Source organism: Pseudescherichia vulneris NBRC 102420, assembly GCF_000759795.1.
GTDB lineage: Bacteria > Pseudomonadota > Gammaproteobacteria > Enterobacterales > Enterobacteriaceae > Pseudescherichia > Pseudescherichia vulneris.
Window position 1 is genome coordinate 179,075 of the sequence record NZ_BBMZ01000012.1, and the last position, 15,011, is coordinate 194,085.

Annotated in this window: 11 protein-coding genes; 9 read left to right on the forward strand and 2 right to left on the reverse strand. The window is 58.7% G+C overall.

What is annotated here, in order from left to right; genetic code table 11:
• Positions 1-3: 3 nt before the first annotated feature.
• Entirely contained in the window at positions 4-1,212 is a 1,209-nt protein-coding gene (locus EV102420_RS11420) for a SpoIIE family protein phosphatase (RefSeq protein WP_042391779.1), read from the reverse strand.
• Positions 1,213-1,633: 421 nt separating this feature from the next.
• Between EV102420_RS11420 and EV102420_RS11425 the strand changes: the two genes are divergently transcribed.
• The 8 genes from EV102420_RS11425 (at position 1,634) to EV102420_RS11460 (ending at position 12,556) form a co-directional block, all read left to right on the forward strand.
• Entirely contained in the window at positions 1,634-2,701 is a 1,068-nt protein-coding gene (locus EV102420_RS11425; protein WP_042391781.1) for a DUF1176 domain-containing protein, read from the forward strand.
• A gap of 190 nt (positions 2,702-2,891) precedes the next feature.
• Complete coding sequence (locus tag EV102420_RS11430; protein WP_042391785.1) at positions 2,892-3,983, forward strand: YncE family protein; 1,092 nt, start codon at positions 2,892-2,894, stop codon at positions 3,981-3,983.
• Positions 3,984-4,040: 57 nt separating this feature from the next.
• Positions 4,041-6,248, forward strand: coding sequence for a TonB-dependent receptor (locus EV102420_RS11435; protein WP_042391788.1), 2,208 nt, complete (start codon positions 4,041-4,043; stop codon positions 6,246-6,248).
• Between the two features lie 208 nt (positions 6,249-6,456).
• Complete coding sequence (gene pheP, locus EV102420_RS11440; RefSeq protein ID WP_042391791.1) at positions 6,457-7,851, forward strand: phenylalanine transporter; 1,395 nt, start codon at positions 6,457-6,459, stop codon at positions 7,849-7,851.
• 166 nt (positions 7,852-8,017) lie between these two features.
• Positions 8,018-9,259 carry an MFS transporter gene (locus EV102420_RS11445; protein WP_042391793.1) on the forward strand — a complete coding sequence of 414 codons (1,242 nt, stop codon included), beginning with the start codon at positions 8,018-8,020 and terminating at the stop codon, positions 9,257-9,259.
• A gap of 14 nt (positions 9,260-9,273) precedes the next feature.
• Positions 9,274-10,338 (forward strand): sugar phosphate isomerase/epimerase family protein, encoded by a 1,065-nt coding sequence (locus tag EV102420_RS11450; protein ID WP_042391795.1) that lies wholly within the window; start codon positions 9,274-9,276, stop codon positions 10,336-10,338.
• Positions 10,335-11,486 (forward strand): Gfo/Idh/MocA family protein, encoded by a 1,152-nt coding sequence (locus tag EV102420_RS11455; RefSeq protein WP_042391798.1) that lies wholly within the window; start codon positions 10,335-10,337, stop codon positions 11,484-11,486. Before EV102420_RS11450 ends, EV102420_RS11455 begins: the two co-directional genes overlap by 4 nt.
• Before the next feature lie 89 nt (positions 11,487-11,575).
• On the forward strand, positions 11,576-12,556 hold the full coding sequence (locus tag EV102420_RS11460; protein ID WP_042391800.1) for a LacI family DNA-binding transcriptional regulator: 981 nt from the start codon (positions 11,576-11,578) through the stop codon (positions 12,554-12,556).
• Between the two features lie 2 nt (positions 12,557-12,558).
• Here the strand turns inward: EV102420_RS11460 and EV102420_RS11465 are convergent, their stop codons facing one another.
• Positions 12,559-13,986: an MFS transporter gene (locus EV102420_RS11465; RefSeq protein WP_042391802.1), complete on the reverse strand. Its 1,428-nt coding sequence runs from the start codon at positions 13,984-13,986 to the stop codon at positions 12,559-12,561.
• A 127-nt stretch (positions 13,987-14,113) separates the two neighbouring features.
• Here EV102420_RS11465 and EV102420_RS11470 point away from each other — a divergent pair, with 127 nt between their 5' ends.
• Complete coding sequence (locus EV102420_RS11470) at positions 14,114-14,968, forward strand: helix-turn-helix transcriptional regulator (RefSeq protein WP_106403923.1); 855 nt, start codon at positions 14,114-14,116, stop codon at positions 14,966-14,968.
• The last annotated feature ends 43 nt before the right edge of the window (positions 14,969-15,011 follow it).

The following is a 15,011-nucleotide window of genomic DNA, read 5'->3' on the forward strand; positions in this document are numbered from 1 at the left end:
TTTTCACCAGCGAAAACCAAACCATGTCATGTCATCACGCGATGCTTCCTTGCCCTGCCAGGCCTGAAGGCCCTCCAGCAGCGCGCCAGAGAGGGCGCTCATCGGCAGGGTACGGTTTTGTAACAACAGGGACTGAATACGTTTCTTACCAAACATAATGCTGCGCTCGCCACCAATCTGATCCGTTACGCCGTCGGTCACCACCATCACCTGATCGCCAGCCTGTAACGGGCGCTGATAGCGACGCCACTGCTGGTCGGCAGGCGTATCGGTATAGCCGAGGCCTTTTCTGTCGGACTCAAGCATGCTGACCTCTTCATCCTCCGTGCCCAGCATAAACGCGTGCATCCGGGCGTTAGCCCAGATCAGCTGCGCGTTAACGCTGTCGGCATAAACGGCGATGGCATCGCAGCCATCATTTGACTGGTTCAGGTCGGCGCTGGGATGCAGCTGGCTCAGGGTCTGCTTGATGTGACGATTGACGATCGCCAGCAGGCGCTCCGGCTCATTCGCCGGGGCCAGAGAAAGCGCCTTTTCCAGCGCAGAGGCGAAAATAAAGGTCATAAACGCGCCGGGCACGCCGTGTCCGGTGCAGTCGGCAATCACCACCAGCCAGCCGTTCTCGTCGCGTTGAAAAGCATAGATGTCGCCACCCACGCAGTCCCGCGGCTGCCAGTAGAGGCACCACTCTTTAAGACTCTCTTCAATGCCCTGCCGGGAGCGGCTCAGCATCGACTCCTGGATCACCCGCGCATACTCGATGCTCTGCATGATCTGAAAATGCTGCTTGGCCTGCAGGTCGGAGACCGTTTTAATCAGATCGATGCCCAGGCCAATCCCCAGATAGTGCCCCTCATCGGTCAGGATGAAGCCTTCGGTCACCGCCTTATCGCCGGTTTCGATGACCCGCTCGGCGAGATACTCCAGCCCGGCGCTGGCTTCGACGATCAGCGGCGTCTTATCCATAAAAGCGATGCAGCTCTTTTGATCGTAGAGTTCGTGAAAGAAGGGGCGGCTCATCTGGGAGAGAAAAATGTGCCGGTTGATCATGCCGAGCGGGCGGCTGTTTTCCAGCACCGGCAAGCCGATCAGCGTTTTGTGTTCGCTAAAGAGAGCCATTACCTGCTGATTATTGGAGTCGGGCGTCACGTGCGGTACTGCGATGCGCAACATGCCTGCGTTTAACTGGCGCGAGGAGAGAGGTATTTCCATAATGACCGGCGTTGTTCCAGTAAGTAAGATTTATCCTAGAATAAGTCCGTAATATGACGCTTTTATTTCAATCACTTGCCTACGGTTACAACGCTATTTTATCGAGCTTAAAGGCAAACTGTAGCCATAACTCACGCCCCTTCGCAGGCAAAAAAAAGCCCGCGCAGGGCGGGCAGTAAATACTGGAAGCAATGTGAGCAATGTCGTACTGAATACCCGAGTTATTTACTCAACTATTCAGTGATGAGAAAGATAATCTTTATCATCTTAACTTGCAACCCCATCTTTACTGGGGTCGCTTTTGCCCCTATTCACGTTGGCGCTGACGCTATAAAAGCGCCCCTACCTATAGGGTACGGGGCTCTATATACTCTGTTCCTGTTTACCTTACCGCCTCGCCGTTTTAATGAAAGGATGTGAAATGAAGCAGGATGAGATTTTAAACAGCATGAAGCGTTTTTCTCTGTTTTTGGCGATCGCTATATCCGCACTGGTGTCGACTCAATCGATAGCAAAAAGCAGCCAGGAAAATGTCTTTTTCTCTCATGGTGATTGGGAGCTGGGCTGTGACAATACCCTGAGCTGCCGTGCCGCGGGCTACACAGAAAATGCCATGAATAATGAAAACGTCGCCATGGTGATGCTCGGCCGCCAGGCTGGCCCGGCAACAAAGGTGGAAAACTGGGTCCTGTTAACCAACAATGACCCCTCGACGAAGTCTAAACAGAAGTCAGCACCAGAAATTATCATCAATAAAACGTCTCTTGGCCCCCTCGAAAAAGGCGAGGACGTTAGCTGGAAGATGAACGAAAGCCAATACGGTGCCTTTATGGCGGCACTATCCAACAAAGGAAAAATCACCTTCAGGGATAGCGTTGACACGTATACATTTTCATCTGCGGGTTCAAACGCTGTTCTGCTAAAAATGGATGAACTTCAGGGGCGAGTCGGCACGCAGGGAGCCATACTCAGCAAAGGCGACCGGGATGAAAGCAAGGTACCTCTGCCGCAAGCCATACCGGTACTCAAAAAGAGTCCTGTCCTTGATACCGAAGGACAAAAACTTAGCGCCGACCAGCTTAACACCTTCAAGAAACAGCTACTGCCGAGCATAGTGAAAGGGAAGGGGAGCGACTGTTCCGAGGATATTGCGCAGGCACAGTGGTTCGCAGCACGGCTGGACACAGATCGTACTTTGATTTATGCAGCCTGCTGGAAAGGAGCATATAACGCGGGGAATCTCTGGTATATCGTCTCACCGGACATGAAAAAAATTATTCAGTGGGTAGATAACAGCAACGACACCTATCACGATGGCATGATAGAGGGTGTCTTCCTGGGTAACTCCGCTGGCGTGAGTGAGACAAAGAGTCAATTTTTATGGGACGGTAGCCAATTTGTCGATGCCTACGAGGACTACCGGGGCCACTGTGCAGGCTATACGGATTTCGCTCCCTGCCGAATGCCACTCCTTGTAACCAAACAGTAAAAGCCTCCCTTCATTATCTTTCCTGCCTGCCAGCGTGCCGCGCTGGCAGGTTATCGCTTTTTCAAGGTAATTATTCTTGATTGCATACTCATAATGAGTATAGTTCTCATTCTCTTTAGCGTTTGGATAGGTCCATTGGCCTGCGCGCTACCTCCCTGATGAATGAATTGAACGGTTAAGGATGCTTCTGATGAAAATGAAAACCTCTGCCCTGGCGCTCTGCGTGGCAATGGTGCTGAGCGGCTGCAATACCACCCCGTCCGCCAGCGCAAAACCGGCCGCCGAGGCGCAAAAACCGCAGGCAGCGGCTGCGCAGCAGAGTAACGTCGTGAAGCGCGATCTGGCGGAGGGCATCTATGAGCTGGCATTAAGCCCAGCGGGCGATGCGCTATACGTGGCCAGCGCGGAAGGGTTCAAAGACGTGCAGGGCGGGGTAGTCTACAAGCTCGATCCTAAAACCTTAAAGACGATCGGATCGACCCATACCGATCTGAAAAACTTCGGCATGGATATCGCCCCAGACGGTAAAACCCTTTACGTCACCAACTCGCTGGATGCGGGCATCAGCGCCATCAGCACCACCGACGGCAAGGTGCTGGCGCGGGCGATCTTCCCGGAGCGCAATAAAGAGGGCTTCCCGTACGGCGCACGTCAGGTGCTGCTGCACAACGGTCTGCTCTACATCGGCGCGGTGGCCGATCCGGCCCTGATCTGGGTCGTGGACGCGAAGACCATGAAGCTGAAAACCCGCATCAAAAACACCGGTAAATGGATGACCGGCCTGCACTACTCCGAGCAGACCCAGCGCATCTATGCTGCCAACGGCGGCGGTGAAATCCTGGTGATCAACCCGCGCAACAACCGCGTGGAAAAACGCTGGAAGCCGCTGGGGGAAAAAGAGGCCCTGCTGCTTAACTTCGCAGAAGACAGCGCCACCGGCCGCCTGTTCGTGACCGATAACTCGAAGGCAAAAACCACGCTGGTGCTGGATATCCACACCGGCAAGGTGATCAAGCAGCTCGACGTCGGCGACTCCCTGGCGGTGAAGTTCAATCCGAAACGCAACGAGATCTACATCAGCCAGCGTGAGTCCGGCAAGCTTCTGAGCCTCGACGGCACTACCTACGCGGTGAAGCAGTCGTGGGATCTGCCGCCGAACCCGAACAGCCTGCTGGTCTCCGCCGACGGCCAGACGCTCTATGTCACCGTTAAGCAGGCCTTCAATAAAGATCACTCTACCAACGGTCCGGATAGCGTTGTCCGCATCGCGTTGGATCGGTAATGCAATCGGCCCGGCAACGGGCCATTTTTTTAACCCACGCTCTTGTATGAGTTAATGATGCGAAACATAAAAACGAATGCTCTCACATTGCGCAAGTCCTTACTTGCGCTGGCTATCGGCGCGGTAGCCCATTCGGCGCAGGCAGCGGCCGCTGACACCAGTAAACCCAATCAGGAAGAGACGTTAGTGGTGCAGGCGACGCCGGCCAGCGAGTTTACCCCCGGCGGCGACGTGCCGGTTCCGGCCTATCTGGACGGACAGGTCGCGCACGGCGGTCGTTTGGGGATGCTTGGCGAGCAGAAGGCGATGGACGTTCCCTTTAACGTCATCGGCTACACCGCAAAAGCGGTGCAGGATCTACAGGCCAAAACCATTGCTGACGTGGTGCGCAACGACGCGGGTGTCCAGCCGGTGCAGGGCTACGGCAACTCTGCCGAAACCTATCGCATTCGTGGCTTCAAGCTCGACGGGGACGACATGACCATGAGCGGCCTGCCGGGTGTGGTGCCGCGTCAGGTGGTGGATACTCAGATGATCGAGCGTGTCGAGATCTTTAAAGGGGCCAACGGTCTGCTGAACGGTGCGGCGGGCAGCGGCGTGGGTGGAATGATCAACCTTGAACCTAAGCATGCGGAAGATACGCCCACGACCCGCGTGGGTGTTGACTACACCAGCCAGGCGATGGTTGGCGGCTCGCTGGATCTGGGCCGTCGCTTCGGGGATAACAACCAGTTTGGCACCCGTATTAACCTGCTGCATCGCGAGGGCGAAGCCCCGCTGGATCACGATCGTCGACGTACTACCCTAGCCTCGATTGGCCTCGACTACCGGGGCGATCGTCTTCGCACCTCGCTGGATGCGGGCTATCAGAAAAAGACCTTCCACGGCAGCGGCATGGGCGTCAATATTACGGGCGTCAATTTCATTCCCGACGTGCCGGATCCCAGCAAGAACTACAGCCAGAAGTGGAGCTACAACGACATCGATAACCAGTTCGGTGTGGCTCGTGCCGAGTATGACCTGACCGACGCCTGGACCGCCTATGCAGCCACGGGCGCGCAGCAGGCTCATGAAATAGGCACCTACAGCACGCCGAAGCTGATCAACGCCAACGGCGACGCCACGGCAAGCCGTCTGGATACCAACCGCTATATCGATGCTAACAGCGGCATGCTGGGCCTGCGCGGTGACGTCGATACCGGCTTTGTCTCGCATAAAATCAACGTCGGCTACTCGGCGCTGATTAAGCGCGACAGAACGGCTTGGCGGATGTCTTCTGCCGCCTCTAACCCGATCGTCAACATCTACCACCCGAGCGATGTAGCGATGCCAGCCAATAGCAGCTTTGGCGGTAACTATGGCGATCCGCGCACTACCAGCCGGAGCCGTACCCAGGGCTGGCTGCTGAGCGATACCCTGGGCGTACTGGATGACAGCCTGCTCTTCACGGTCGGTGCCCGCAACCAGAAGGTAGTGGTGCGCAACTACAACAACGCCACCGGGGCGGAGGATAGCGGCTCGCGCTATGAAGAGAGTCGCTGGATGCCGACCTACGGCGTGGTCTATAAGCCGTGGGACGAGCTGTCGCTCTACGCTAACCATACCGAAGCGTTACAGCCGGGCAGCGTGGCGCCGAGAGACGCCTCTAACTTCGGCCAGAGCACGGGCATTGCCCACTCGAAGCAGAATGAGGTGGGAGTCAAGATTGACTATGGTCGCATCGGTGGCACCCTGGCGCTGTTTGAGATCAAAAAGCCCTCTGCCATTCAGTACGGTACGGGCGGCCCCTACAAGCTTGACGGCGAGCAGCGTAACCGCGGCGTAGAGCTGAATGTCTTTGGTGAGCCGATGCTCGGCCTGCGCCTTAACGGCAGCGCCACCTGGGTCGACGCCGAGATGACCAAAACGCAGAACGGGATCAACGACGGCAAGGATGCTATCGGTGTGCCTGGCGTCTTTATGGTGTTTGGCGCAGAGTACGATATCAAACCGGTAGAGGGCCTGACGGCCACGGCGCGCGTGAACCACTCCGGCTCGCAGTATGCCAACGCCGCCAATACCAAAAAGCTGGATGACTACACCACGCTGGATCTGGGCGTCCGCTACCGGATGCAGCTGAACCAGGATGCTAACGAGATGGTGTGGCGCGTGGGCGTGGATAACGTGACCAATGAGAAGTACTGGTCCGGCGTCGAGGATCTCGGCACCTACATCTTCCGGGGCGATCCGCGTACCCTCAAGGTCTCCATGAGCTACGACTTCTAGTCTTTTTAAATGCCGGGCGGCGCTGCGCTTGCCAGGCCTACCCTGGAAACGGTGTGGGTTTGTAGGCCCGCGTAAGCGAAGCGCCACCGGGCGTTACTCTGCTGATGACGCGAGGGCTGGCGGCAACGCCAGCCTTTTCGTCTGCTTGCTACCGGTAACGCTAAGTGTTAAAAGATGCCCCTTTCTTAAAAAGATACAGGGGTAGGGCGTGAAAAACGCGTCAATTACATCTGGCCAGCAACAGGCAGATGGCGCGTCGGGAACTGGGCCGACGCTGCAACGGGGTTTGCAAAACCGTCATATTCAACTTATCGCGCTGGGCGGCGCTATCGGCACCGGGCTGTTTCTGGGCATCGGGCCGGCAATTCAAATGGCTGGGCCAGCGGTGCTGCTGGGCTACGGCATCGCCGGAATTATCGCTTTTCTAATTATGCGCCAGCTGGGTGAGATGGTGGTCGAGGAGCCGGTCTCTGGTTCGTTCTCCCACTTTGCCTGGAAATACTGGGGTCCCTTCGCGGGCTTCCTCTCCGGCTGGAACTACTGGGTCATGTTCGTGCTGGTCGGCATGGCCGAGCTGACTGCTGCCGGTATCTATATGCAGTACTGGCTGCCGGACGTGCCGACATGGATCTGGGCCGCCGCGTTCTTTATCATCATCAACGCCGCTAACCTGGTCAACGTCCGCCTCTACGGTGAGATGGAGTTCTGGTTTGCCCTGATCAAGGTGCTGGCGATTATCGCTATGATCGGCTTTGGCCTGTGGCTGCTCTTCTCCGGCCACGGTGGGGAACACGCCAGCGTCGACAACCTCTGGCAGCACGGCGGCTTCCTTGCCACCGGCTGGCACGGACTGATTATGTCCCTCGCGGTGATCATGTTCTCTTTCGGCGGCCTGGAGCTGATCGGCATTACCGCCGCTGAGGCGCGCGATCCCCAGAAGACCATCCCGAAAGCGGTCAATCAGGTGGTCTACCGTATTCTGCTGTTCTACATCGGCTCGCTGGTGGTGCTGCTGGCGCTCTACCCGTGGGTAAATGTGAAGGCTGACAGCAGCCCGTTTGTGATGATTTTCCACGAGCTGGACAGCAACATCGTTGCCTCGGCGCTGAACTTTATCATTCTGGTGGCTTCCCTCTCGGTCTTTAACAGCGGCGTCTACTCCAACAGCCGAATGCTGTTTGGCTTGTCGGTGCAGGGCAATGCCCCGGCGTTTTTAACCCGGGTTAACGCCCGCGGCGTGCCGGTAAACTCGCTGTTTCTCTCTGCGGCCATCACCTCGCTGGTGATCGTCATCAACTACCTGCTGCCGAAAGAGGCCTTTGGCCTGCTGATGGCCCTGGTGGTCGCGACGCTGCTGTTGAACTGGATCATGATCTGCCTCGCCCATCTCAAGTTCCGCGCGGCGATGCGCCGTCAGGGTCGGGTTACGCAGTTTAAAGCGCTGCTTTATCCGGCAAGCAACTATATCTGTATCGCCTTTTTAGTGCTGATTCTGGGGCTGATGTGCACCATCGACAGCATGCGAATGTCCGCCATCCTGCTGCCGGTGTGGATCGTTTTCCTCTTTATCGCCTTCAAACTGCTGCGCCGCAAGGCTCGCTAATCCTCTGCCCGGCGGCGCTCTGCTTGCCGGGCTACGTCCTGTGTATTATTTATCGTGACCTCTCTCCCAGATCTTATCTAACCCGCAGGCAAACCATTTTGTAATCGATTACTTTTCTACTGTTCACGTTTTGTAATCGATTACTTTTGACAGGTGAGGCGATAAAATGGTGTCAACAAGCGAAAGTAGCGCAAAAGGGCAGGTGCACCATCGCCTGCTTGTGCCAAGATTGTCCCTGATGATGTTCCTCCAGTTCTTTATCTGGGGAAGCTGGTCCGTCACGCTGGGCCTCGTCATGACCCAGCACAACATGGCTCTGCTGATTGGCGACGCCTTTTCAGCCGGGCCGATCGCCTCGATCCTCTCGCCTTTTGTGCTGGGGATGCTGGTGGATCGCTTCTTCGCCTCGCAGAAGGTGATGGCGGTGATGCACCTCGCCGGGGCAGCCATTCTCTGGTTTGTTCCCCAAGCGCTGATCGCCCAGAACGGTGCGCTGCTGATTGGCCTGCTGTTTGGCTATACGCTCTGCTATATGCCCACCCTGGCGCTCACCAATAACATCGCCTTCCATAGCCTGGCAAACGTCGATAAAACCTTCCCGGTGGTGCGCGTGTTTGGCACCATCGGCTGGATCGTGGCAGGGGTGTTTATCGGCGTCACCGGCATCGCGGCAAGCGTCAATATCTTTATGGTGGCGGCGGCCTGTTCGGTGCTGCTGGCGCTCTATAGCCTGACGCTGCCGCATACCCCTGCGCCCGCCAAAGGGCTGCCGGTGGCGGTACGCGATCTCTTCTGCGCCGATGCCTTTGCCCTGTTAAAAACACGCCACTTCTTTGTCTTCTCGCTCTGCGCCATGCTCATCTCCGTGCCGCTCGGCACCTACTACGCCTACACCGCCTCGTACCTGGCGGACGCCGGGGTAGGGGACGTCAGCACCGCGATGTCCTTCGGTCAGATGTCTGAGATCGTCTTTATGCTGGTGATCCCGCTGCTGTTCCGCCGCCTCGGCGTGAAGTACATGCTGCTCATCGGTATGTGCGCCTGGTTCGTACGCTACGCCTTTTTCGCCCTCGGCGTGAGCGAGGAGACGCGTTTTCTGCTCTATCTCGGTATTTTGCTGCACGGGGTCTGCTATGACTTCTTCTTTGTCGTAGGCTTTATCTATACCGATCGCGTGGCCGGGGAAAAAGTGAAAGGCCAGGCGCAAAGTATGATCGTCATGTTCACCTACGGTATCGGGATGCTGCTCGGCTCGCAGATCTCCGGTGCGCTCTATAACCGGCTGGTCGCCGGGCAGGCTGTACCCCAGGCGTGGGTCACCTTCTGGTGGATCCCGGCCGTCGCCGCTGCCGTTATCGCGCTGGTTTTCCTTTTTACATTCAAATATGACGACAACGAGCGAGCTTAATTGTGGAGGGTAGTATGAAAACAGTTCAGGGACCGGGGATTTTTCTGTCGCAGTTTATCGGAGAAGAGGCACCCTTTAATACCCTGGAGGGATTGGCGGAGTGGGCAGCGCGATTGGGCTACAAGGCGCTGCAAATTCCCTGTAACCATCGGCATATTTTCGACCTGGAGCTGGCCGCGCTGAGCCAGACCTACTGCGATGAGATCGTGGGCACGTTAGCAACCTACGGGCTGACGATCAGCGAGCTGTCAACGCATCTTGAGGGCCAGCTGGTGGCCGTGCATCCGGCCTACGACGCCGCCTTCGATAACTTTGCCCCCGAGCATCTGCGAGGCAATCCCACCGCGCGTCAGGCGTGGGCAGTGGAAAAACTGACTCAGGCCGCGGTGGCCTCACAAAGGCTGGGCCTGCGCGCCCACGCCACCTTCTCCGGGGCGCTGGCGTGGCCCTACTTCTACCCGTGGCCGCCGCACAATGCGTTGCTGCTCGATGAAGCCTTTGCCGAGCTGGCTCGCCGCTGGCAGCCCATTCTGGATCGATTCGATCGCTACGGGGTCGATCTCTGCTTTGAGATCCATCCGGGCGAAGATCTCCACGATGGCGTCACCTTCGAGCGCTTCCTGGCCGCCGTAGATAACCATCCACGCTGCAATATTCTCTACGATCCCAGCCATCTTCTACTCCAGCAGATAGACTACCTGGCCTTTATCGATATCTATCATTCGCGCATCAAAGCCTTCCATGTTAAGGATGCGGAGTTCCGCATCAACGGGCGCAGCGGCGTCTACGGCGGCTATCAGCCATGGGTGGATCGCGCCGGGCGCTTCCGCTCGCCGGGGGACGGGCAGATAGACTTCGGGGCGATCTTTAGCAAGCTGACGCAGTACGGCTACGACGGCTGGGCGGTGCTGGAGTGGGAGTGCTGCCTGAAGCAGGGCGACGCCGGGGCGCGGGAGGGCTGCGAGTTTATCCGCCGCCATATTATTCCAGTGGCAGAACGGGCGTTTGATGATTTCGCGGCGGGCAGCAGCGACCGGGCCAGTGTGCGGGCGATGCTGGGACTAGGAGATGCATTATGATTGGCGTAGGCATTGTCGGCAGCGGCTTCATTGGCCCGGCGCACATTGAAGCCCTGCGCCGCCTCGGGGACGTGCAGGTGGTGGCCCTCTGCGACCACGCTCTGGAGTCGGCGCAGCAGAAGGCCGCTGCGCTCAACGTGCCTTTTGCCTTTGGCGACATCGACGCCATGCTGGCTCATCCGGGGATTGATGTGGTGCATAACTGCACCCCCAACCATCTTCATGCCGACATTAACCGACAAATTTTACGCGCCGGTAAGCACGTTTTCTCGGAGAAGCCGCTCTGTATGACCCCGAAAGAGGCTACGGAGCTGGTGGCGCTGGCGGAGCAGGCGGGCGTGGTGCACGGGGTGAGCTTTGTCTATCGCCAGTTTGCCATGGTTCAGCAGGCTGCGAGCCTGCAACGCCATGGCAGGCTCGGGCGGCTGTTCTCGGTTTACGGCAGCTACCTTCAGGACTGGATGCTGCTGGAGACGGACTACAACTGGCGGGTGGATGCCGCACTGGGCGGCGCGTCGCGGGCGGTGGCCGATATTGGCTCGCACTGGTGTGATACGTTGCAGTTTGTCACCGGGCAGAGAATTGTTGAGGTGATGGCCGACTTGGCGATCGTCTGGCCGACCCGCAAGGCGCGGCTGGACGGCGGGGCGACCTTCAGCGCGGGCGGAGACGAGGCGCAGTACGAGGATCGTCCGGTCACCACCGAAGACGGCGGCTCGGTGCTGGTGCGCTTCGCCGACGGCAGCAAAGGCTGCTTCAGCGTTTCTCAGGTCAGCGCGGGCCGCAAAAATCGTCTCAGCTTTGAGGTCAACGGCAGCGCCTGCTCGCTGGGCTGGGATCAGGAGATCCCCCAGCAGCTGTGGATTGGCCATCGTCAGCGCCCCAATGAGATCCTCACCGACGATCCGGGCCTGATGACGCCCGATGTCGCTGGCAGCGCGCACTTTCCCGGTGGGCACATTGAGGGCTGGCCCGACGCCTTTAAGAACATGATGGCTAACTTCTACCAGGCGGTGCGGTGCGGGACGATGCCGGAGGCCAGCGCCTGTCCGTTTGCCTCTTTCTATGATGGTGCAGACGTGATGTTTATCATTGATGCCATTATAAAAAGCCATCAACAGCAGCGCTGGGTGCGGGTGGCCCGTTAAACCGCAGCCCGGCGCACTGCCGGTTCGCCGGGCAACGGTTTTATGGTAGCCTGCTATCTAAAGCGCTAATCGCAGGATGTGTCGTCGTTATGTCAATTCAAAAAATCGCTCGCCTTGCAGGAGTGTCGGTAGCGACGGTCTCCCGGGTCATCAACCACAGCGGGTCCGTTAAGCCACACAACCGCGAGCGTGTGCTGGCGGCGATTGAAGAGAGCAACTACCAGCCTAACCTGCTGGCCCGCCAGCTCCGCACCGCCCGGAGCTATATGATCCTCGTGCTGGTGTCGAATATCGCTAACCCGTTCTGCGCCGAGGTGGTCAAGGGCATTGAAGAGGAGGCGGAGAAGAACGGCTACCGCATTCTGCTGTGCAATACCGGTTCGGACATGGCGCGCTCCCGCTCGGCGCTGACCCTGCTGTCAGGGAAAATCGTCGATGGGATCATCACCATGGATGCCTTCTCCAAGCTGCCTGAACTGACGACCATGATTGGCCAGGCACCCTGGGTTCAGTGCGCCGAGTATGCCGATGAGGGAAGCGTCTCCTGCGTCGGGATTAACGATATTGACGCCTCTCAGTACGTGATCCAGCACCTGATTAACCGCGGCCGCCAGCGCATTGCCCTGATCAATCACGATCTGAGCTATAAATATGCCCGCCTGCGCGAGCGGGGCTATAACAGCGTGCTGGAGCAAAACGGCCACGGCTGGAGGGCGGTAGAGTACGCCAGCGAGCTGAGCTTTGATGCAGGCAGAACGGCGATGGAGACGCTGCTACGTGCCGATGAGCGCCCGGATGCGGTATTTGCCGTCTCCGATACCCTGGCGGCTGGCGCGCTGCTGGCGATAGCCCAGGCGGGACTGACGATGCCGGATGACATCGCCGTGGTGGGCTTTGACGGCACGCCGCTGGCCGAGATGGTCTCACCTCAGCTTAGCACCGTGGCGCAACCCTCTCTGCAGATTGGCCGTAAGGCCGTGTCTCTGCTGCTCAACAAAATCGACAACCCCGATACCCCAGCAGAGAGAGTGATGATGGACTGGCGCTTTATCGAACGCGCCAGCGCCTAAGGTTATGACGTTGCAATAGCCGGGCTGCGGTTCAGATGGTGGCGCAGGCCAACGGCAATCGTCGCCAGCAGCAGCATCATCACCGCCTCCACGCCGAGAAAACCCATTATTGCCTCGGGATAGCTGCCATGATGGTGACGCACCAGCACTAACAGCAGCGAGCCAAATACCGCCGGACCAAGGCCCAGCGTCGCCTGCTGCAGGGTGCTAAGCAGGGCGCTGCCCGCTCCGGCATCGTTAGCGGTGATATCACGCATCCCCACCCGGTAGAAGCAGTTAACGATCAGCGCCTGGCCGTAGCCAATCAGCGCCGTAGACGGCACCAGCGTCAGGGCCGTGGTGGCCTGCCCGTAGTAGTGGAAGGTTTCCATCAGCAGCAGCAGGCCGCCGATCTGTACCGCCAGGCCAGAGAGCAGGATCCGTCCCATGCTGTGGCGCGCAATCAGCCTCGGGGCGTACATCGCCGAGAGGAAGTAAGCCACGCCGAGAGCAATAAAGCTGTTACCCGACTGCCAGGGTGCCATTCCCAAGCCGGACTGCATGGTCAGCGCCATGCAGAACATAAAGCCGGACCATGCGCTAAAGAACAGCAGGGCGATCACCATACCAAAGCGAATGCTGGCGAGCTGCAAAAGGCGCGGCGGCAACAGCGGATGTTCGCCGCGCCGTTGCTTGCCCAGCGCGCTCGCCCGCATCCACACCAGCAGCGGAAGCGTCGCCAGCAGCATCAGCTGCATCGACCACGGCCAGTGCAGCTCTGGCCCCAGCGCCATGGGAAACAGCAGGCAGCAGAGGATCAGGGCGAGGATAAACGTGCCCTGCCAGTCGATGGGCGAATGTTCTTCGCGACGGGTCTCCGGCACGTAGCGACGGCTCAACGCCAGCACCAGCAGGCCAATTGGCACGTTGATGAAAAAGGCGTTACGCCAGCCTAGCCCGGCGATATCTGCCGACACCAGCCAGCCGCCGCACATCTGCCCGACGATAAATGCGATGCCGCCGATGCCGCCGTAGAGGCTAATCGCCCGGGCGTGGGCCGTGCCATTCAGGGTAACGTGCAGGGTCGCGAGGATCTGCGGGACGACCAGCGCCGCCCCTGCCCCCTGTAGTGTACGGGCCGCCAGCAGGGCGGTAATCGAGTTTGCCATGCCGCACAGCAGAGAGGCGAAGCTAAACACCGCCACGCCCCACATAAACAGACGGCGACGACCGTAGTTATCGCCCAGCTTGCTGCCCATCGCCAGACAGACGGCAAAGGCCACGCCGTACAGGGCGACGATAAGCTCCAGCTGGGTGGCGCTGGCGTGCAGCGATGCGGTGATGGAGTCGAGGGCGACGTTGGTGATCGAGGTGTCGATCAGGGGCAGCATCTGGCCGGTTAGCAGCAGGACGAGCCCCGCGCGGCCGGGTGAAACAGTTGACGTTTTCATGGTAGCTCCATTGCGTCATTCAGCGAATGGACGTAGCATCGCTGATTGAATAAACGGGTACCAGTTCCTGATTATACTGGTACTGGCACTACCATGCTGACGATATGCTGGAGAGACCATGAGCCTGATGAGCCACAGCGAGCTGGACGTTGCCCAGATACGCCAGGACGATCGCCGTAAACAGCTGGGCGCTTTTCTGCGGGCGCGACGGGAGAGCTTAGATCCACAGCGGCTGGGGCTTCCGCGCAGCGGGCGGCGGCGCACGCCGGGCCTGCGCCGGGAGGAGGTAGCCATGCTGGCGGACGTTGGCGTGACCTGGTACACCTGGCTTGAGCAGGGCAGGGAGGTTAATCCGTCGGCCGTGGTAATGCAGGCGGTGGCCGATGCCCTTCAGTGCAGCCCGCTGGAGACGCGGCATCTGTTCCTGCTGGCAGGCCTGCCACCGGTAGAGTCGGCAAATCTGACGCCGTGCGAGGGGATCAGCCCCGGCACGCGGCGGATGCTGGACAGCCTGCTGCCGCAGCCAGCCAGCATTCAAAAACCCAATTTCGATATTGTGGCGTGGAACGACGCCTTTTGTCGGCTGATGGGCGTTGATTTTGCCACCTTACCGGAAGACGATCGCAACTGTATCTATCTCTATCTGACCCATCCGGGCTGGCGTAGCCGCCTGGCAAACCGGGACGTGCTGCCGACCTTTGTCTCCTATTTCCGCGCGGCGATGGCGGAACATCGGGGTGAAGCGGCGTGGGAGAACAAGCTGGCGCGCTTTTTCGCTGCCTCCGAGGAGTTCGAGGCGCTCTGGCATCAGCGCTATGAGGTGCGCGGCGTCGAGAACCAGATTAAAACCTTCCATCATCCTGATTTAGGCGACTTCCAGCTTCAGCAGATGTACTGGTACTCTGCGCCGCGTAACGGTTCGCGTCTGCTGGTCTATTTACCGATCGATGAAGCGGGCGAGCAGGTGCTGGCAAGGTTGTAACGTGACGTTTTTATTTATGCCGGGCGGCGCTGCGCTTGCCCAG